This is a genomic window from Streptomyces sp. NPDC059696, assembly GCF_042733745.1.
Classification (GTDB): domain Bacteria; phylum Actinomycetota; class Actinomycetes; order Streptomycetales; family Streptomycetaceae; genus Streptomyces.
On record NZ_JBHWFG010000007.1, the window covers coordinates 52211 to 71822 of the forward strand.

At 71.8% G+C, this 19612-nt stretch carries 15 protein-coding genes; 11 read left to right on the forward strand and 4 right to left on the reverse strand.

Translation table 11 applies throughout. The annotated features are described in order from the left end of the window. The first annotated feature begins 157 nt into the window (after positions 1-157). The 8 genes from ACFV20_RS09675 (at position 158) to ACFV20_RS09710 (ending at position 8775) form a co-directional block, all read left to right on the forward strand. Positions 158-1342 carry an inositol-3-phosphate synthase gene (locus ACFV20_RS09675; protein WP_385654447.1) on the forward strand — a complete coding sequence of 395 codons (1185 nt, stop codon included), beginning with the start codon at positions 158-160 and terminating at the stop codon, positions 1340-1342. Positions 1343-1410: 68 nt separating this feature from the next. Further along, the gene (locus ACFV20_RS09680) at positions 1411-2391 is read left to right on the forward strand and encodes an SCO3242 family prenyltransferase (RefSeq protein ID WP_385654450.1); all 981 of its coding nucleotides are present in this window, start codon (positions 1411-1413) and stop codon (positions 2389-2391) included. Further along, a complete protein-coding gene (locus tag ACFV20_RS09685) occupies positions 2388-3368 on the forward strand; it encodes a sugar phosphate isomerase/epimerase family protein (RefSeq protein ID WP_385654452.1) in 981 nt (326 codons plus the stop codon). The genes ACFV20_RS09680 and ACFV20_RS09685 overlap by 4 nt, the downstream gene beginning before the upstream one ends. Next, positions 3365-4111: an EboA domain-containing protein gene (locus tag ACFV20_RS09690; RefSeq protein WP_385654455.1), complete on the forward strand. Its 747-nt coding sequence runs from the start codon at positions 3365-3367 to the stop codon at positions 4109-4111. The genes ACFV20_RS09685 and ACFV20_RS09690 overlap by 4 nt, the downstream gene beginning before the upstream one ends. Further along, positions 4111-5028 carry a TatD family hydrolase gene (locus tag ACFV20_RS09695; RefSeq protein ID WP_385654457.1) on the forward strand — a complete coding sequence of 306 codons (918 nt, stop codon included), beginning with the start codon at positions 4111-4113 and terminating at the stop codon, positions 5026-5028. Before ACFV20_RS09690 ends, ACFV20_RS09695 begins: the two co-directional genes overlap by 1 nt. 3 nt (positions 5029-5031) lie before the next feature. Continuing rightward, on the forward strand, positions 5032-6201 hold the full coding sequence (eboE, locus tag ACFV20_RS09700; RefSeq protein WP_385654459.1) for a metabolite traffic protein EboE: 1170 nt from the start codon (positions 5032-5034) through the stop codon (positions 6199-6201). Positions 6202-6254: 53 nt separating this feature from the next. After that, the gene (locus ACFV20_RS09705) at positions 6255-7646 is read left to right on the forward strand and encodes an alkaline phosphatase family protein (protein WP_385654884.1); all 1392 of its coding nucleotides are present in this window, start codon (positions 6255-6257) and stop codon (positions 7644-7646) included. Positions 7647-7728: 82 nt separating this feature from the next. Continuing rightward, on the forward strand, positions 7729-8775 hold the full coding sequence (locus tag ACFV20_RS09710; protein ID WP_385654462.1) for a sugar phosphate isomerase/epimerase family protein: 1047 nt from the start codon (positions 7729-7731) through the stop codon (positions 8773-8775). Positions 8776-9034: 259 nt separating this feature from the next. On the opposite strand, the gene ACFV20_RS09715 is transcribed toward ACFV20_RS09710, so the two are convergent. The 4 genes from ACFV20_RS09715 to ACFV20_RS09730 all read right to left on the reverse strand — a co-directional run bounded on the left by ACFV20_RS09715 (position 9035) and on the right by ACFV20_RS09730 (position 15629). Continuing rightward, entirely contained in the window at positions 9035-10423 is a 1389-nt protein-coding gene (locus ACFV20_RS09715; protein ID WP_385654464.1) for an OFA family MFS transporter, read from the reverse strand. A 122-nt stretch (positions 10424-10545) separates the two neighbouring features. Continuing rightward, positions 10546-12690: an acetate--CoA ligase family protein gene (locus ACFV20_RS09720; protein ID WP_385654466.1), complete on the reverse strand. Its 2145-nt coding sequence runs from the start codon at positions 12688-12690 to the stop codon at positions 10546-10548. A gap of 4 nt (positions 12691-12694) precedes the next feature. After that, positions 12695-13936, reverse strand: a complete 1242-nt coding sequence (frc, locus tag ACFV20_RS09725) for a formyl-CoA transferase (protein WP_385654468.1) — start codon at positions 13934-13936, stop codon at positions 12695-12697. 10 nt (positions 13937-13946) lie between these two features. Then, positions 13947-15629, reverse strand: a complete 1683-nt coding sequence (locus ACFV20_RS09730) for a thiamine pyrophosphate-binding protein (RefSeq protein ID WP_385654470.1) — start codon at positions 15627-15629, stop codon at positions 13947-13949. Between the two features lie 178 nt (positions 15630-15807). Between ACFV20_RS09730 and sucC the strand changes: the two genes are divergently transcribed. The 3 genes from sucC to ACFV20_RS09745 all read left to right on the forward strand — a co-directional run bounded on the left by sucC (position 15808) and on the right by ACFV20_RS09745 (position 19602). Beyond that, positions 15808-16938, forward strand: a complete 1131-nt coding sequence (gene sucC, locus ACFV20_RS09735; RefSeq protein ID WP_385654473.1) for an ADP-forming succinate--CoA ligase subunit beta — start codon at positions 15808-15810, stop codon at positions 16936-16938. A 14-nt stretch (positions 16939-16952) separates the two neighbouring features. Then, the gene (gene sucD, locus ACFV20_RS09740; RefSeq protein WP_385654476.1) at positions 16953-17834 is read left to right on the forward strand and encodes a succinate--CoA ligase subunit alpha; all 882 of its coding nucleotides are present in this window, start codon (positions 16953-16955) and stop codon (positions 17832-17834) included. A 226-nt stretch (positions 17835-18060) separates the two neighbouring features. Then, positions 18061-19602: an aldehyde dehydrogenase family protein gene (locus ACFV20_RS09745; RefSeq protein ID WP_385654886.1), complete on the forward strand. Its 1542-nt coding sequence runs from the start codon at positions 18061-18063 to the stop codon at positions 19600-19602. The last annotated feature ends 10 nt before the right edge of the window (positions 19603-19612 follow it).

The window sequence follows — 19612 nt, forward strand, 5'->3', positions numbered from 1 at the left end:
AACAAACCGGGGGCCGACGACCTGTAATCTTCCCGAAAACTCCGTTTGTCTCAACTGCCGGCGCAGGCCATTTCAGGGGGGGGGGGGGGGGGACGCGGCACCCCCGCCCGCCGTCCCCCCATCCCCGCGTGGCTCGCGCACGATCAGGAGGCTGCCCATGTCCGCGTCCCTCTCCCGACCGCGTGTGGGGGTGTGGCTGATCGGAGCCCGCGGCTCCGTCGCCACCACCGTCGTCACGGGGTGCGCCGCCGTCGCCGCCGGACTGCACCCGCCCACCGGCATGGTCACCGAGACACCCGCGTTCTCCGACAGCGGCCTGCCCGCTCTGTCCGACCTCGTCTTCGGCGGCCACGACACCCTCGACTGCCCGCTGCCCAAACGCGCCGAGACCCTCACCGCCGGCGGCGTCCTCCCACCCGGCGTGGCCACCGCCGTCACCGCCGAACTCACCGCCGCCGACCGGGAGATCAGGCCCGGCGGCCCCACCCCGGGGGACACCCGGAGCGAGGCCGAACTGATCTCCGCCTTCGCCGACGACCTGCGCGACTTCCTGCACCGCCACGAGCTGGCGAGGGCCGTGGTCGTGAACGTCGCCTCCACCGAACCCGCCTCCCGGGGCCCCGGCACCCCGCTGCCCGCCAGCACCCTCTACGCGCTGGCCGCCCTGCGCGCGGGCTGCCCCTACGTCAACTTCACCCCCTCCGAAGGCATGCACCACCCCGTCGCCGCCCACGAGGCCGAGCACAGCGGCCTGCCCCACGCCGGACGGGACGGCAAGACCGGACAGACGCTGCTGCGGGCCGTGCTCGGCCCGATGTTCGCCCAGCGGGCCCTGAACGTCCGGGCCTGGTCCGGCACCAACCTGCTCGGCGGCGGCGACGGCGCCGCCCTCGCCGACCCGGCCGCCGCGGCGGCGAAGAACGCCGGCAAGGAACGCGTCCTCGCCGACACCCTCGGCACCGTCCCCGAGGGCCAGGTCCACATCGACGACGTGCCCGCCCTCGGCGACTGGAAGACCGCCTGGGACCACATCGCCTTCGACGGCTTCCTCGGCACCCGCATGATCCTCCAGACCACCTGGCAGGGCTGCGACTCGGCCCTGGCCGCGCCCCTGGTGCTCGACCTGGCCCGCCTGACCGCCCGCGCCCACGAGACCGGGCTGTCCGGCCCGCTCGGAGCACTCGGCTTCTACTTCAAGGACCCGGTGGGAACCGGACCGTCAGGCCTGTCCGAGCAGTACGAGGAACTGCTCCGGTTCGGACGCGGCCTCGCCCGGCCCGGCGGAGAGGGCCACGGCACACGGCCGGTGAGGGCCACCGAGGAGACGGGAGAGGCCCTGTGACGCCGCGCGTGCGCCCTGACGGCCGCTCCGACGGGTCTCCCGCAGCCACCCCGGGAGACACCGCCGCCGTGACGGCCCCCCACCCACGCACCGGACACTCCACCCGGCACCGCGCCCGCACCCGGGCCTGGGCCGAACTCCTGCGCCTCCCGGCCCTGTTCACCGTCCCCGGGGACGCCCTGGCCGGTGCGGCCGCCACCGGCGCACGCCCCACCTCCCGCACCCTGCTCGCCATCGCCTCCTCCCTCTGCCTGTACGAGGCCGGCATGGCCCTCAACGACTGGGCCGACCGCGACGTCGACGCCGTCGAACGCCCGCACCGCCCCCTGCCCTCCGGCCGCATCCGCCCCGCCGCCGCCCTCACGGCGGCCGGAGCCCTCACCGGAGCCGGACTGGCCCTGGCCGCCCGCGCCGGCCGCCCCGCCCTCGCGGTCGCCGCACCCCTGGCCGCGACCGTCTGGGCGTACGACCTCGGCCTCAAACGCACGCCCGCCGGCCCCCTGGCCATGGGCGCGGCCCGGAGCCTCGACCTGCTCCTGGGAGCCGCGGCCACCACCGGCCGCACCCGAAAGGCCCTGCCCTCCGCCGCCCTCCTCGGCACCCACACCCTGGCCGTCACCACCGTCTCCCGCCAGGAGGCACAGGGCGGCTCGCCCCTGCCCCCGCTGGCGGCCCTCGCCACGACCGCGCTCCTCACCCGACTGGTCACCCGCCGCCCCGGCACCCCCGCCGCCGGCCGCCGGCGGACAACCGCCCACGCCCGGACGAACCTCCTCCCCGCGGCCGGCGACCCCGCCCCCGAGACCGCGGCTCTGCTCACCACCGCCCTCGGCGCCGCCTACGCCACGACGACCGCCCGCCGCTACACCCACGCCGCTTTGAACCCCTCACCTCCGCTCACCCAGCGCGCCGTCGGCGCCGGCATCCGAGCCACCATCCCCCTCCAGGCCGCCCTCACCGCCCGCTCAGGGGGTGCCGCCACCGCCCTCCTCATCACGGCCCTCACCCCCCTCGGAGCCCGCTTCGCGAAGAAGGTGAGCGTCACATGAGCCCCGAAGCCAACGCCCCCGGGAACCGCGCCGGTGCCCTTCCCGCCCTCCGCTTCGGCTACGGCACCAACGGCCTCGCCGACCTCCGGCTCGACGACGCCCTCGCCCTCCTCGCCGACCTCGGCTACGACGGCGTCGGACTGACCCTCGACCACATGCACCTCGACCCGCTCGCCCCCGGCCTCGCCGCCCGCACCCGCCGGATCGCGCACCGGCTCGACACACTCGGGCTGGGCGTCACCGTCGAGACCGGCGCCCGCTACGTGCTCGACCCGCGCCGCAAGCACGGCCCGTCCCTGCTGGACCCGGACCCCGAGGACCGGGCCCGCCGCGCCGACCTCCTCCTCCGGGCCGTCCGCATCGCCGCCGACCTCGGCGCACACGCCGTCCACTGCTTCAGCGGAACCGTCCCGCAGGGCACCGGCACGGACACGGCCTGGAAACGCCTCACCGAGGCCCTCACCCCCGTCCTGGACGCCGCCGCCTCCGCGGGCGTCCCGCTCGCCGTCGAACCCGAACCAGGCCACCTGCTGGCCACGACAGCCGACTTCCACCACCTGCGCGGCGCCCTCGGCGACCCCGAAGCCCTCGGCCTCACCCTGGACATCGGCCACTGCCAGTGCCTCGAACCCCTCTCACCGGCCGACTGCGTGCGGGCCGCCGCCCCCTGGCTGCGGCACGTCCAGATCGAGGACATGCGGCGCGGCGTCCACGAGCACCTCCCCTTCGGGGACGGAGAGATCGACTTCCCACCGGTCCTGGCGGCCCTCGCGGCCACCGGCTACCAGGGACTGACCGTCGTCGAACTGCCCCGCCACTCCCACGCCGGCCCGCACTTCGCCGCACACTCCCTGCCCTTCCTCCGCCACGCCGAGCGGGCCGCCGCCACCGCCGCCCCTGCACCCGCTCCGGCCCTCCAGCAGACCGCGCCACCCCACGGCGCTCCCTTGACCACCCCCGAAGGGAGCAGCAGATGACCCACCCCCGCGCCACCCCCGCGGCGAGCACCGAAAGAACCCAGGACGCCCCGAGCAACAGACCCCACACCGGCCCGAACAACCCCGGCATCGCCCTCACCCCCTCACTCCACGACCTCCGCCGAGACCTCACCAGCCGCCTCGACCCGCCCGCCCGCACCTGGCTCGGCCACGCCCTCGACGAGGCCGCCGCCCACCCCGGCCTCCACGGGCCCATCTCCGTCTGGGAGCTGCGCCTCGCCGAAGCCGCCCGCCGCTGCGGACCCGCCCACGCCGACGCCGCACGCGTCCTCATCCTGGACGCGGCCAGCGCCGGCACCGACGCCCTCACCCGGGTGTACTTCCAGGGCACCGCCGACGAACGCCGAGCCGTCCTGCACGCCCTGCCCCACCTCGTGCCCGGCCCGGACGCCCTGCCGCTGGTCGAGGACGCCCTGCGCACCAACGACACCCGGCTCCTGGCCGCCGCCCTCGGGCCCTACGCCGCCCGGCACCTCACCGCGCACGCCTGGCGTCACGCCGTGCTGAAGTGCCTGTTCACCGGCGTGCCCGTCGACCACGTGGCGGACCTCACGCGGCGCGCCGCCGGTGACGCGGAACTCGCCCGCATGCTGGGCGACTACGCCGCCGAACGCACCGCCGCCGGCCGCGCCGTCCCCGAGGACCTGTACCGCGTCCTGGACCTGACCGAGTCCGTGCACCACACCCCCGGCACGGACCACCCCCACGGCAAGGAGTCCTGATGCGCATCTTCGACCCCCACATCCACATGTCGTCCCGCACCACCGACGACTACGAGGCCATGTACGCCGCCGGTGTGCGCGCCGTCGTCGAGCCGTCCTTCTGGCTCGGCCAGCCGCGCACCTCGCCCGCCTCCTTCCGTGACTACTTCGACTCCCTCCTCGGCTGGGAGCCCTTCCGCGCCGCCCAGTACGGCATCGCCCACCACTGCACGATCGCCCTCAACCCCAAAGAGGCCAACGACCCGCGCTGCCTGCCCGTCCTCGACGAACTGCCGCGCTATCTCGTCAAGGACAACGTCGTGGCGGTCGGAGAGATCGGCTACGACTCCATGACCCCGGCGGAGGACACCGCCCTCGCCGCCCAGCTCCAGCTCGCCGCCGAGCACGGCCTGCCCGCCCTCGTGCACACGCCGCACCGCGACAAGCTCGCCGGGCTGCGCCGCACCCTCGACGTCGTCCGGGAGTCCGCACTGGCCCCGGAACGGGTCCTGGTCGACCACCTCAACGAGACCACCGTCAAGGAGGCCAGGGACAGCGGCTGCTGGCTGGGCTTCTCCGTCTATCCGGACACCAAGATGGACGAGGAGCGCATGGTCGCCCTCCTGCGCGCCCACGGCACGGAGCGGATCCTGGTGAACTCCGCCGCCGACTGGGGCAGGAGCGACCCCCTCAAGACCCGCAAGGTCGGCGACCTCATGCTGGCCGAGGGCTTCGACGAGGACGACGTCGACCGGGTGCTGTGGCGCAACCCCGTCGCCTTCTACGGGCTCAGTGGCCGGCTGAACCTCGACGTCGCCGGCACGGACGCCACCCACGAGGGCAACTCCATCCTCCGCGGCGCCCCGAAGGATCCGCAGGAGCAGGGGCCGGTCACCGACCCGAGCGCACCGGTCGTCGTCCCCGCCGCGGAGGCGTGAGCCATGCGCTTCCGCCACCCCGACGGCTCCACCGTCCACCTCGCCTACTGCACCAACGTCCATCCCGCGGAAACCCTCGACGGCGTCCTCGCCCAGCTCCGCGACCACTGTGAGCCCGTCCGCCGACGCCTGGGCCGCGACCGGCTGGGCATCGGGCTGTGGCTCGCCAAGGACGCCGCCCACGCACTCGTCACCGACCCCTCCGCACTGCGCGGGCTGCGCACCGAGCTCGACCGGCGCGGCCTCGAGGTCGTCACCCTCAACGGCTTCCCCTATGAGGGCTTCGGCGCCGAAGAGGTCAAGTACCGCGTGTACAAGCCGGACTGGGCCGACCCGGAACGCCTCGACCACACCACCGCCCTGGCCCGCGTCCTGGCGGGCCTCCTCCCGGACGACGTCACCGACGGGACCATCTCCACACTGCCCCTCGCCTGGCGCACGGCGTACGACGACACACGCGCCGCGACCGCCCGCACGGCGCTGCGCACCCTCGCCGAACGCCTCGACGCCCTGGAGGAACTCACCGGCCGTTCCCTCCGCGTCGGGCTGGAACCGGAACCCGGCTGCGTCGTCGAGACCACCCACGACGCCATCGCACCGCTCACCGCGATCGGCCACGACCGCATCGGCCTGTGCCTCGACACCTGCCATCTCGCCACCTCCTTCGAAGACCCGCACACCGCCCTGGACGCGCTCACCGCAGCCCGCGTCCCCGTCGTCAAGTCCCAGCTCTCCGCCGCCCTGCACGCCGAACACCCCCATCTCCCCGAGGTCCGCGAAGCGCTCGCCGCCTTCGCCGAACCCCGCTTCCTGCACCAGACCCGCACAGCGACCGCCGCCGGGCTGCGCGCCACCGACGACCTCGACGAGGCCCTCGCCGGACACGCCCTGCCGGACGCCTCGCCCTGGCGCGCCCACTTCCACGTCCCCCTGCACGCGGCCCCCGCCGCACCTCTCACCTCCACCCTCCCGGTGCTCTCCTCCGCCCTGACCCGGCTCGTCGGCGGCCCGGCCCCGCTCACCCGCCACCTGGAGGTCGAGACGTACACCTGGCAGGCCCTCCCACCCGAGCTGCGCCCCAAGGGCCGCTCCCAGCTCGCCGACGGCATCGCCGCCGAACTCACCCTCGCCCGCGACCTGCTGACGGACCTCGGCCTGAAGGAGCTGCCATGAGCACCGACCACCACGGGCACCCGGACCCGGCCGCCACCGACCCGGCGGCCCCGATGCCGGCCACCACCGACCGCCCCACCCCGCTCCTCGTCCTCGACGTCGTAGGCCTCACCCCCCGTCTCCTCGACCACATGCCCCACCTCAAGGCGCTCGGCCGGTCCGGCTCCCGCGCCCCGCTGGGCACCGTCCTGCCCGCCGTCACCTGCGCCGCCCAGTCCACCTTCCTCACCGGCGCCATGCCCTCCGAGCACGGCATCGTCGGCAACGGCTGGTACTTCCGCGAGCTCGGCGACGTCCTGCTGTGGCGCCAGCACAACGGACTCGTGGCCGGAGACAAACTCTGGGACGCCGCTCGTCGCGCCCACCCCGGCTACACCGTGGCCAACATCTGCTGGTGGTACGCCATGGGCGCCGACACCGACTTCACCGTCACCCCCCGTCCCGTGTACTACGCCGACGGCCGCAAGGAACCCGACTGCTACACCCGGCCGGCCGCGCTCCACGACGAACTGACCGGGAAACTGGGCACGTTCCCCCTCTTCCACTTCTGGGGCCCCGGAGCCGACCTCGTCTCCAGCCGGTGGATCATCGACGCGACCCGCCACATCATGGCCACCCGGCACCCCGACCTGACGCTCTGCTACCTCCCTCACCTCGACTACGACCTGCAGCGCTTCGGCCCCGACGACCCGCGCTCACTGAAGGCGGCGGCCGACCTGGACACCGCCATGGCCCCGCTGCTGGACGACGCCCGCGCCGAGGGCCGTACCGTCGTCGCCCTGTCCGAGTACGGCATCACCCGCGTGAACCGGCACGTCGACATCAACCGGGCTCTGCGCCGCGCCGGCCTGCTGGAGGTGCACACGCAGGACGGCATGGAGTACCTCGACCCGATGGCGTCCCGTGCCTTCGCGGTCGCCGACCACCAGATCGCCCATGTCTACGTGCGCCGCCCCGAGGACCTCGACGCCACCCGGGCCGCACTCGACGGCCTGCCCGGCATCGCCCAACTCCTCGACGACGAGGGCAAGAAGAACCACCACCTCGACCATCCGCGCGCGGGCGAGCTCGTCGCCGTGTCGGAACCGGACGCCTGGTTCACGTACTACTACTGGCTCGACGACGACCGCGCGCCCGACTTCGCACAGCTCGTCGAGATCCACCGCAAACCCGGCTACGACCCGGTCGAACTCTTCATGGATCCCCTCGACCCGTACGTCAAGGTCAAGGCGGCCACCGCACTGGCGCGCAAGAAACTCGGCATGCGCTACCGCATGGCGGTCGTGCCCCTTGACCCCTCGCCTATTCGCGGCAGCCACGGCCGCCTCCCCGCGAGCGACGACGACGGTCCGCTCCTCATCTGCTCCACCCCCCATGCTGTCGGCGACCGCGTCGCGGCCACCGATGTGAAGTCACTGCTGCTCCGGCTCGCCGGTCTCACCTGAGGTCATCACTCTCGGTGCCCGACTGGTCACAAGTGAAGCACTCACCACCGACAACGCCCCGCGATCACGAGGAGTTCCCCGCATGAGCCGCTTCTCCCAGCCCGACCCCGAGCTCGGCCACCGTCTCAGCAGACGGGGCATGCTCGGCGTCGCCGCCGGTGCCACCGCCGCCGCCCTGCTCGGCGCCGCGGCCCCCGCGACCGCCGCCCCCGCGGCCCCGGCCACCGCCTCCGGCGCGAAGGGCCGCGGCCGGCCCGTCCTGCCGCCCGGGCGCCTCGGCATCCAGCTGTACAGCCTGCGCGACAAGGTCTCCACCCTCGGCTTCGGCCCCGTCTTCGCCGAACTGGAGCGCTACGGCTACGACGAGGTCGAGTTCGCCGGTTACACCCAGGGCTCCGCCGGCCCCATCACGCTCGCCCAGCTCAAGCGGCTGGCCCGCAGCCACGGCCTGAACCCGATCGGCAGCCACGTCGGCTACTACTCCGACGACCCGAACGCCTACACCTTCGCCCAGAACCTCACCAAGGTCCTCGACGACGCCCAGGCCCTCGGCCTCAAGCACATCGGGACGGCCTCCGGCCCGTTCCGCTACGGCTCGACCGTGGACGCCTGGAAGCGCGCCGCCGAGGACTTCAACACCTACGGCGAGGCGGCCCGGGCACGCGGCATGAAGTTCTACCAGCACAACCACTCCGAGGAGTTCTCCTTCGCCACCGACAACCCCAGGGTCCGCCTCTACGACGTGCTGCTCAGGGAGACCGACCCGGACCTGGTCTTCCTGGAGATGGACATCTACTGGGCGTACGTCGGCCAGTTCCGGTTCTCCAAGCGGCCCGACGGCACTCCGGCTCCGTTCGAGCCGCTGGACTACGTCCTGCGGCGCCCCGACCGCTACCCGCTCTTCCACGTGAAGGACGGCGAGAGAGACCCGTCGGACCCGTACGGCTACCGCATGACCGACGTCGGCGACGGCGACATCGACTACCAGCGTTTCATCTCGGCCGTCACCCGGCTGCGCGGTCACCGCACGGCCCACCACTGGCAGGCCGAACACGACAACCCGGCCGAGTCGTTCACCTTCGCTCGCCGCTCCAGCGCGCACCTGCACTCCCTGAGGGAGAAGTGCTGACCGGCGGACGAGCATGAGGAGGCCCCTCCCCGCCCGGGGAGGGGCCTCCTCATGCGTGGGCTGCCCTCAGCCCACGGTCCGCGGCCGTGCCGGTGCCCGTCCCGGCCGGCGCGGCGTGCGGGAGTGGCCGAGGATGTCCCGGCCGGTCTCGCCGAGGCGGCAGACGCGGCCGTGGGGATCGGTCACCTCGCGGCAGGGACGGTGTGCGGCGCCGGAGGACAAGGAGGGAACGGTCGCTTCGTACGGGCCTGCCGTCATGTCAGGCTGTGTCCTCGCCGAGCGGTCGCGGGTTGGGGGAGATGCGGCGCCTTTCCCTGTCGCGTCCCGGCGGGGTGAGGAACAGCGCCACACAACCGGCGAAGAGGGAGATGGAGCCGGCCAGGATGAAGGCACCGGAGTGCCCCCAGGCGCCGACGACCACCGCGCCCATGCCGGCGCCCAGACCGGAGACGAGCTTGGCGCTGTAGACCATGCCGTAGTTGGAGGCGTTGTTGTTCTCACCGAAGTAGTCGGCGGTGAGCGCGGCGAACATCGGGAAGATCGCGCCGCCGCCGAAGCCGGAGATCGCGGAGAAGACCAGGAACAGGGGGAGGTTCTCGCTCTCGGCCGACCAGAGGATGCCGTACTGGGCGAGGCCCAGGATCAGACAGACGACCAGCAGGCACCGCTTGCGGCCGTAGAGGTCGGAGAGCCAGCCGATGACGCCGCGGCCCGTTCCGTTGACGACCGCCTTCAGGGACATGGCCGTGGCCACGATCCCGCCGGCGAATCCGGCTTCCTCACCGATGTCCACCTGGAAGGCGATACCGAAGATGTTCACACCGGACGTGCACGCCAGGCAGAACCACATCAGGGCGACCCGGCCCGTCTTCCACGCCTCCCTGGGGGAGTACTGGCGCACCGCGGGCGGGTTCATCCGCAGCGAGCGGGCCGCACGCGGGTCGTCCGGAGGGTTCAGCGGGTCGATCGTCGCGGGCCACCAGTTCTTCGGCGGGTCCTTGAAGAAGTAGCCGGAGCAGGCGACCGTCCCGGCCAGGAACACACCCACCGAGACCAGCACCCAGCGGAAGTTGGTCAGGTCCATGTAGCCGTTGAAGAGGAAGACGAAGGGCACCGAGCCGTAGGCGAAACCGCCGTTGACGAAGCCGGTCTTGCCGCCCTTGCGCTCGGGATACCACTTGCCGACCATGTTGACGCAGGTCGCATAGACCATGCCCGCGCCCATGCCGCTGAACATGCTGAAGCCGATGTAGGCGAAGACCACATGGGGCGCGAAGGCGAGGGACAGGTAGCCCATCAGGGTGCCCGTCGCGCCGAGCATCATGGCCCAGCGGGCCGGCAGTTTCCCGCTCTCCCGCAGCTTGCCCGCGGGGAAGGCCACCGCGGCCTGGAAGAAGACCCAGACGGTCATCATCCAGAAGATGTGCATGCTGTTCCAGCTGTGCGCCGTGTGCAGGGTGTCCTCGGCGGACGCGAACGCGTACTCGGCGGAGGAGATGCCCATCATGCCGATCCAGGGCAGGATCACCATCCACTTGCGCTTGCGCCCCATGATGTCGATGTCGGTCTCACCGAGGCGGTAGACGCGGCCGTTCGCGTCGGTGACCTCCCGGTAGGGAACCGTGGAGGGCAGATCGGTCGTTGTCATGTCGTGTCGCACCCCTTGCGTCGAAAGATCTGGCCAGCGCCCCCTGTCCCATGCCTTTCGTGCGCCTGCGGGTCCCGGAGCCGGACGACGCGCACCGTCGGCCGGCCCCCTCCTCGGTCACCTCATGTACCGCCCCCCAGCAGCCCCGCCTCCCGCGCCCAGCGGTACTTCGCGCCGAGCACGGCCACCGGCTTCTCGGTCGTGTACGGGTACGCCACGACCCCGTGCTCGAAGAGGTACTGGCAGGCCTCCTCGACCTCCACGTCCCCGGCGAGCGACGCCACCACCGGCTTCTCGATCCCGCGCTCCCGGAACTCGGCCACCACGCGCGCGGTGAGCTCCGCGAAGACCATGGGGGGAGTGACGATGGTGTGCCAGTAGCCGAGGACCAGCGCGTGGATGCGCTCGTCCTCCAGACCCAGCCGGATCGTCGCCTCGTACGTCGACGGTGGCTCGCCCCCGGTGATGTCCACCGGGTTGCCCGCCGCCCCGAACGGCGGGATGAACGTCCGGAACGCCTCGTCCAGGTCGGGCGGGATCTCCATCAGCGACAGGCGGTTGTCCGTCACCGCGTCGGAGAGCAGTACGCCACTGCCCCCGGCCCCGGTGATGATCACGACGTTGTCGCCCTTGGGCGTGGGCAGCACCGGCAACGCACGCGCGTACTCCAGCATGTCGTTCAGCCCCGGCGCCCGGATGACGCCGGCCTGCCGCAGGATGTCGTCGTACACGGCGTCGTCTCCCGCGAGGGCCCCGGTGTGCGAACCGGCCGCCTTGGCGCCGGCCGCCGTCCGGCCGGCCTTCAGCACGACCACCGGCTTCTTCGGCACGGTCGCCCGCGCGGCCGCCACGAAGGCGCGGCCGTCCTTGAGGTCCTCCAGGTGCATCGCGATGCAGTCGGTGTGCGGGTCCTCGCCGAACCAGGTCAACAGGTCGTCCTCGTCCAGGTCCGATTTGTTGCCGAGGCCGACGATCGCCGACACACCCGTCCTGGTGGTGCGGGCGAAGCCCAGGATGGCCATCCCGATGCCGCCGGACTGCGAGGTCAGCGCCACCCCGCCCTTGACGTCGTACGGCGTGCAGAACGTGGCGCACAGGTCCTGCCACGTCGAGTAGTAGCCGTAGATGTTCGGCCCCAGCAGCCGTACGCCGTGCCGCTCGGCGATCGCCACGATCTCCGCCTGGAGTTCGTGCTCGCCGGTCTCCGCGAACCCGGAGGGGATCAGCACGGCGTTGGGGATCTTCTTGCGCCCCACCTCCTCCAGCGCCGAGGCCACGAACCTTGCGGGGATCGCGAAGACCGCCACATCCACCTCACCGGGAACGTCCGTGACGCTCTTGTACGCCTTGCGGCCCAGAATGTCATCGGCCCTGGGGTTCACCGGGTGGATGTCGCCGGCGAAACCACCGTCGACGAGGTTGCGCATCACCGAATTGCCGATCTTCCCCTGCTCGTTGGAGGCGCCGATCACGGCGACCGAGTCCGGCTGCATCAGCCGGCGCATCGAGGCGAGGATCTCGTCGCGTGAGTACGTCCGGCGCGGCGCGGGCTGCGATGCGGCGAGGATCACCCGGATGTCGGCCGCGACGGCCCCCTCCGCCGTCGCGATCACCGGATTGAGGTCCACCTCGGCGATCTCCGGGAAGTCCGCGACGAGCTGCGACACCCGGCGGATCTGTTCGGCGACGGCCCACCGGTCCACACCCGCCTGGCCGCGCACCCCGCGCAGGATCTCCGCCGACCGGATCGAGTCGAGCATCGACAGCGCCTCGTCGGCGGTCACCGGCGCGAGCCGGAACGTCACGTCCTTCAGGACCTCGACGAGGACCCCGCCGAGCCCGAAGGCGACCACCTTCCCGAACGTCGGGTCCGTGACCGCGCCGACGATGACCTCCTGCCCCTTCGGCAGCAGCTCCTGCACCTGCACACCGAAGATGCGGGCATCGGCCTTGTAGGCGCGCGCGTTGTCGATGATCCGGTGGAACGCGGCCCGTACGTCGGTGGCGCCCTCGACCCCGACGAACACCCCGCCCGCGTCGGTCTTGTGCAGGATGTCCGGCGAGACGATCTTCATCACGACGGGTCCGCCGAAGCGCGCGGCGAACGCCACGGCCTCGTCGACGTCCGTCGCCAGCTCCTCGCCCGGTACGGCGATCCCGTACGCGTCGGCGATCACCCTGCCCTCCGGCGCGGTCAGCGCGGTCCGCCCCTCGGCCCGTACGGCCTCCAGGAGGGAGCGCACCCGCAGGACCCGGTCTTCCGCCATCACGTCAGATCACTCCGTTCGACTTGAGCAGGCGCACTTCCTCGTCGCCGAGGCCGAGTTCGCCGACGTAGACCTCTTCGTTGTGCTCGCCGAGCAGGGGTGGACTGGTGACGTCGACAGGGGAGGCGGACAGCTTGAGCGGGCTGCCGACGGTCACGAAGTCGCCGCGCTCGGGGTGCGGGACGGTGACGACCATGTCGTTGGCGACCAGCGAACGGTCCTCGATGATCTCCCGGGTGGACAGGATCGGCCCGCACGGGATGTTGTGCGCGTTGAGCCGCTCCAGCACCTCCCACTTGGGCAGCGTGGAGGACCACTCCTCGATCAGCTGGAACATCTTGCCCAGCTTGGGCAGCCGCGCCTCGGGCGTCGCCCACTCGGGGTCGGCGGCCAGCTCGGGCCGGCCGATGAGCTCGCTGAGCGGCTGCCAGCCGACGGGCTGGACGATGACGTACACGTAGTCGTTGGGGCCGCCCGGCGCGCACTTGACCGCCCAGCCGGGCTGGCCACCGCCGGACGCGTTCCCGGACCTGGGAACCTCGTCGCCGAAGTCCTCGTTGGGATATTCAGCGAGCGGCCCGTGTGCCAGGCGCTGCTGGTCCCGCAGCTTCACCCGGCACAGATTCAGTACAGCGTGCTGCATGGCCACGTTGACCCGCTGCCCGCGCCCGGTGCGCTCCCGTTGGAAGAGCGCGGCGAGGATGCCCGCCACGGCGTGCACTCCCGTCCCCGAGTCCCCGATCTGGGCCCCCGTCGCCAGCGGCGGCCCGCCCTCGAAGCCGGTGGTCGACATCGACCCGCCCATGGCCTGCGCGACGACCTCGTACGCCTTGAAGTTGGTGTACGGGCCCTCGCCGAACCCCTTGATGGAGGCATAGACGATCCGTGGATTGATCTCCTGGACGCGGTCCCAGGTGAAGCCCATCCGGTCCACCGCGCCCGGGCCGAAGTTCTCGACCATGACGTCGGAGCGCCGGATCAGCTCGGTGAGGAGCTCCTTGCCGCGTTCGGTCTTGGTGTTGAGGGTGATGCTCCGCTTGTTGCAGTTGAGCATCGTGAAGTAGAGGGAGTCGACGTCCGGGAGGTCACGCAGCTGCTTGCGCGTGATGTCTCCGCTCGGAGCCTCCAGTTTGACGACGTCCGCGCCGAGCCAGGCGAGCAGCTGGGTCGCCGACGGCCCGGACTGGACGTGGGTCATGTCCAGGACGCGGATGCCTTCGAGGGCCTTGGTGGACGGAGAAGTCATCTCGGGCACCTCACTTGTACATGGTCTGGTTCATGGTTCCGGGGGCGTACGCGTCGGGATCGACCCAGACGTTGATGAGCGACGGCTTGCCGGACTCGCGGGCGCGCAGCAGCGCCGGGCCGATGTCGGCGGGGTCCCGGACCTCCTCGCCGTGACCGCCGAGCATCCGGGCGAACTCGTCGTAGCGGACGTCGCCGAGGGTGTTGCCGATCCGCTCGCGGTCCTTGCCGTACTTGGCGGCCTGGCCGTAGCGGATCTGGTTCATGGAGGAGTTGTTGCCGACGATGCCGACGAAGGGGAGGTCGTAGCGGACGAGGGTCTCGAAGTCCCAGCCGGTCAGGGAGAACGCACCGTCGCCGAAGAGCGCGACGACCTCCTGGTCGGGCCGCGCCTGCTTCGCCGCGAGCACGAAGGGGACGCCCACGCCGAGGGTGCCGAGGGGGCCGGGGTCCATCCAGTGCCCGGGCGACTTGGGCTGCACGACCTGCCCGGAGAAGGTGACGATGTCGCCGCCGTCACCGATGTAGATCGAGTCCTCGGTGAGGAAGTCATTGATCTCGCTGACCAGGCGGTAGGGGTGGATGGGCGAGGCGTCGGACCTCAGGTTCGGCAGCCGCTTCTCCAGAGCGGTCTGCTCGGCCGCTCGTAGTTCGTCCAGCCACTCCTTGCGCTTGGACGCACCGCCGTTGATGCGCCCGGAGGCCGCCTCGGTCACCGACTTCAGCACCAGCCCCGCGTCGCCCACGATGCCGAGGTCGATGTCACGGTTCTTGCCGACGGTGCGGTAGTCGAGGTCGATCTGCACGACGGTGGCGTCCGGGGAGAGCCGCTTGCCGTAGCCCATGCGGAAGTCGAAGGGTGTGCCGACGATGACGATGACGTCGGCGCCCGAGAAGGCGTACCGGCGGGAGAGCTGGAAGTGGTGCGGGTCGCCGGGCGGGAGGGTGCCGCGTCCCGCGCCGTTCATGTAGGCGGGGATGTCGAGGGCCCTGACGAGCTCGATGGCCGACTCGGTGCCCCGGGTCGTCCAGACCTGGCTGCCGAGCAGGATGGCCGGTTTCTCGGCGTGCACCAGCAGGTCGGCGAGCTTCTCGATCGCTTCGGGGTCACCGGCCGAGCGGGTCGAGGCACGGTAGGCGCCCTGCCGAGGCACGCGCGCCTCGGCGGCCGGGACCTTCGCGTCCAGCACGTCGCGGGGGATCTCCAGGAAGGAGGGGCCGGGCGCGCCGTGGTAGCACTCGCGGAACGCCATGGAGACCATGTCCGCCGCGCGGGCCGTGTCCGGCACGGTCGCCGCGAACTTGGTGACGGGGTTCATCATGTCGACGTGCGGAAGGTCCTGGAGGGACCCCATCTTGTGCTGGGTGAGGGCGCCCTGACCGCCGATCAGCAGCATCGGGGACTCCGCGCGGAAGGCGTTGGCGACGCCGGTGACGGCGTCGGTCGTCCCCGGGCCGGCGGTGACCACCGCGCAGCCTGGCTTGCCGGTGATGCGCGCGTAGCCGTCGGCGGCGTGGGCGGCGACCTGCTCGTGGCGTACGTCGACGACCTCGATGCCCTCGTCGACGCAGCCGTCGTAGATGTCGATGATGTGGCCGCCGCACAGCGTGTAGATGCGGTCGACCCCCTCGGCCTTCAGCGCCTTGGCTACGAGATGACCACCGGAAATCGCGTCCTGGGTGTCGTCGGGCATGGCGAAGTCCTGTCCCTTCGTAGGGGGTTGGAACGGCTCGCGGTACATTGCATACAGTCGACGAATACTGTATGAAGCTTGTTATCCCGCATCCGGTGGGTGGTGTCCAGGGGGCGTGCGGCATTTTCGGGGGGCTTGGGGGTCGCCCCCCAGAAGACACAACTGTCAGGAGCCGGAAATGGACCTGTACGAACACCAGGCAAGGGAACTCTTCGAAGAACACTGCATCTTGGTGCCGCGTGCCGAGGTGACCGACTCGCCGAAGGAAGCGCGTGCGATCGCCCGCCGGCTCGGCGGCCGGGTCGTGGTGAAAGCCCAGGTGAAGACCGGTGGGCGCGGCAAGGCGGGTGGAGTGAAAGCGGCCGCGGATCCGGCCGCCGCCGAGCTGACCACGAGCCAGATCCTCGGCATGGACATCAAGGGACACACGGTCGGCAAGGTCATGCTGGCCCAACCGGTGGACATCGACACCGAGTTCTACGTGTCCTACGTGCTCGACCGCGCGGCGGGCCGCTTCCTCGCGATCGCCTCGGCCGAAGGCGGCATGGAGATCGAAGAGGTCGCCGCGACCCGCCCCGAGGCCGTGACCCGCGTCCTCATCGACCCCGCCGAGGGGGTCACGACCTCCAGGGCGGGCGAGATCGCCGAGGCGGCCGGACTGCCGCGGCAGACCGTGGACGTCCTGGTACGCCTCTGGGACGTCCTGGTCCGCGAGGACGCCCTCCTCGTCGAGGTCAACCCGCTGGTGCGCACGAAGGAGGGCCGGATCCTGGCTCTCGACGGCAAGGTCACCCTGGACGGCAACGCCCGCTTCCGGCAGGCGCGCTGGGGCGCGGACGACACGGAACACGACGACGCGCTGGAGGCGGCCGCCGCCGCGAAAGGCCTCAACTACGTCAAGCTGGACGGCGAGGTCGGCATCATCGGCAACGGCGCCGGTCTCGTCATGTCGACGCTCGACGTGGTCGCCGGATGCGGCGCGCGACCGGCCGACTTCCTGGACATCGGCGGTGGAGCGAGCGCCCGGATCATGGCCGACGGACTGTCCGTCATCCTCTCCGACCCGGACGTGAAGTCCGTCCTGGTCAACGTCTTCGGCGGCATCACCGCCTGCGACGCGGTCGCCGACGGCATCGTGCAGACCCTGGAAGCCGTCCGGTTGACCAAGCCGCTCGTCGTACGCCTCGACGGCAACAACGCGGCCCGCGGCCGGGCCGTCCTCGACGAGCGCGCGCATCCGCTGGTCGAGCAGGTCACCACCATGGACGGCGCCGCCGCCCGTGCCGCCGAACTCGCCACCACGGCCTGAGGAGAGGGAACACCATGGCCATCTACCTCACCAAGGAGAGCAAGGTCCTCGTCCAGGGCATGACCGGCGGTGAGGGCATGAAGCACACCCGGCGGATGCTCGCCGCGGGCACGGACGTCGTCGGCGGCGTCAACCCGCGCAAGGCAGGCCGCACCGTCGACTTCGACGGCCGTGCCGTGCCCGTCTTCGGCTCCGTGGCCGAGGGGATGCGTGCCACCGGGGCCGACGTCACGGTCGTCTTCGTGCCGCCCGCCTTCGCCAAGACGGCCGTCGCCGAGGCCGCCGACGCCGGCATCGGCCTCGCCGTTGTCATCACCGAGGGCATCCCCGTCCACGACACCGTCGCCTTCACCGCCTGTGCGAAGGACAAGGGCACCCGCATCGTCGGCCCCAACTGCCCCGGCCTCATCACCCCCGGCCAGGCCAACGCCGGCATCATCCCCGCCGACATCACCAAGCCGGGCCCCATCGGCCTGGTCTCCAAGTCCGGCACGCTCACGTACCAGCTCATGTACGAGCTGCGCGACATCGGCTTCTCCACCTGCGTCGGCATCGGCGGCGACCCGGTCGTCGGCACCACGCACATCGACTGCCTGGCCGCGTTCCAGGACGACCCCGACACGGAACTGATCGTCCTCATCGGGGAGATCGGCGGCGACGCGGAGGAACGCGCGGCGGCGTACATCCGTGAGCACGTCACCAAGCCGGTCGTCGGCTACATCGCCGGGTTCACCGCGCCCGAGGGCAAGACCATGGGCCACGCGGGCGCGATCGTCTCCGGCTCCTCCGGCACCGCCGCCGCGAAGAGGGAGGCGCTGGAGGCCGTCGGGGTGAGCGTGGGAAGCACACCGACCGAGACGGCGGGGCAGGTGCTCGCGCGCCTCGAAGGCCGATAGCGGCCGGGCTGCCCCGCGTCGAACCCTGGCTGATCACCTGGGCCGGGCCGGACCACCCCGCGTCGATCCTTGGCCGATCACCTGGGCCGGGCTGCCCCGCGTCGAACCCTGGCTGATCACCTGGGCCGGGCCGGACCACCCCGCGGCGAACTCCCCGCCCCCGACTGTGCACCGAGAGCGGAGCAACCCCATGGCACCCGTGGAACCCGTGGAACCCGTGGAACCTGTGGCACCCACCCTCACCCTCAAGACCGGCACGTCCTGGGCCGACGCCTGGCGGCGCTGCCTTGCCGTCGCTCCCGAGGCCTTCCGCGACGACCGCGTCCTCAATCTCTGGAACGGCGCCTGGCAGGAGGACGGACGGGTCCTGCCCGCCGTCAGCCCGGTCGACGGCAGCCCCATCGCCGGACCGCCCCGCCCGGACCCGGCCACCGCCCACCGGGCCGTGTGCGCCGCAATCGACCAGCACCGCGCCTGGCGGCACCTCCCCCTGGAGGAACGCCGGGCACGGATCGCGGCCACCCTCGACGCCCTCGCCGAACACCGCACGTTGCTCGCGCTTCTGCTCGTCTGGGAGATCGGCAAGCCCTGGCGGCTCGCCCGGGCGGATGTCGACCGGGCGATCGACGGCGTCCGCTGGTACGTCGACGGCGTCGAAGAGATGCTCACCGGCCGCTCACCACTGGACGGGCCGGTGTCCAACATCGCCAGCTGGAACTACCCGATGAGCGTGCTCGTTCACGCATTGCTGGTCCAGGCACTCGCAGGCAACGCGGTCATCGCCAAGACCCCGACCGACGGCGGTGTCGCCTGCCTGACCCTGGCCTGCGCCCTCGCCGCTCGCGAGGGAGTGCCCGTGACCCTCGTCAGCGGCAGCGGAGGCGAGCTGTCCCAGGCGCTGGTGCGGGCGCCCGAGATCGGCTGCGTCTGCTTCGTCGGCGGCCGCGACACCGGCGCCGCCGTGGCCACAGCCGTCGCCGACCTCGGCAAACGACATGTACTCGAGCAGGAAGGACTCAACACCTGGGGCATCTGGAACTACTCGGACTGGGACGCCTTCACCGCGGTGGTCCCCAAGCTCTTCGACTACGGCAAACAGCGCTGCACGGCCTACCCCCGCTTCGTCGTCCAACGCCGGCTGTTCGACGCGTTCCTGGCGGCGTACCTCCCGGCGGTGCGCACCCTCAGGGTCGGGCACCCGCTGGCCGTGGAGCACGGCGGCGATCCTTACCCGGAGCTGGACTTCGGGCCGGTGATCAACGCGGCCAAGGCGAAGGAGCTGCGGGACCAGGTCGCCGTGGCGATCGAACGCGGCGCGGTCCCCCTGCACCGTGCGACGCCCGACGACGCCCGTTTCCTGCCCGGCCAGGACACCTCCGCCTACGTCCAGCCGGTCACCCTCCTCAACCCGCCCCCCTCCTCTCCGCTGCACCACGCGGAGCCCTTCGGCCCGGTCGACACGATCGTCCTGGTCGACACGGAGGCGGAGCTGCTGGCCGCGATGAACGCCTCCAACGGCGCGCTGGTCGCCACGCTGTCCACGGACGACCGGGCCACGTACGACCGGCTCGCCCCGCACCTCCGCGCGTTCAAGGTCGGCCACGGCACGCCGCGCTCCCGGGGGGACCGCGACGAGTTGTTCGGTGGGCTCGGGGCGTCCTGGCGGGGCGCGTTCGTCGGCGGTGACCTGCTCGTGCGCGCGGTCACGCGGGGGCCGGCAGGAGAACGGCTGCCGGGGAACTTCCCCGAGTACCGGCTCCTGCCCTGAGGCAGAGAGG

Coding starts and splice junctions, on each gene's coding strand:
- ACFV20_RS09675 (WP_385654447.1), top strand. CDS start 158: ATGTCCGCGTCCCTCTCCCGACCGCGTGTGGGGGTGTGGCTGATCGGA.
- sucC (WP_385654473.1), top strand. CDS start 15,808: ATGGACCTGTACGAACACCAGGCAAGGGAACTCTTCGAAGAACACTGC.
- ACFV20_RS09690 (WP_385654455.1), top strand. CDS start 3,365: ATGACCCACCCCCGCGCCACCCCCGCGGCGAGCACCGAAAGAACCCAG.
- ACFV20_RS09730 (WP_385654470.1), bottom strand. CDS start 15,629: ATGCCCGACGACACCCAGGACGCGATTTCCGGTGGTCATCTCGTAGCC.
- ACFV20_RS09720 (WP_385654466.1), bottom strand. CDS start 12,690: ATGGCGGAAGACCGGGTCCTGCGGGTGCGCTCCCTCCTGGAGGCCGTA.
- ACFV20_RS09685 (WP_385654452.1), top strand. CDS start 2,388: ATGAGCCCCGAAGCCAACGCCCCCGGGAACCGCGCCGGTGCCCTTCCC.
- sucD (WP_385654476.1), top strand. CDS start 16,953: ATGGCCATCTACCTCACCAAGGAGAGCAAGGTCCTCGTCCAGGGCATG.
- frc (WP_385654468.1), bottom strand. CDS start 13,936: ATGACTTCTCCGTCCACCAAGGCCCTCGAAGGCATCCGCGTCCTGGAC.
- ACFV20_RS09715 (WP_385654464.1), bottom strand. CDS start 10,423: ATGACAACGACCGATCTGCCCTCCACGGTTCCCTACCGGGAGGTCACC.
- ACFV20_RS09710 (WP_385654462.1), top strand. CDS start 7,729: ATGAGCCGCTTCTCCCAGCCCGACCCCGAGCTCGGCCACCGTCTCAGC.
- ACFV20_RS09705 (WP_385654884.1), top strand. CDS start 6,255: ATGCCGGCCACCACCGACCGCCCCACCCCGCTCCTCGTCCTCGACGTC.
- eboE (WP_385654459.1), top strand. CDS start 5,032: ATGCGCTTCCGCCACCCCGACGGCTCCACCGTCCACCTCGCCTACTGC.
- ACFV20_RS09695 (WP_385654457.1), top strand. CDS start 4,111: ATGCGCATCTTCGACCCCCACATCCACATGTCGTCCCGCACCACCGAC.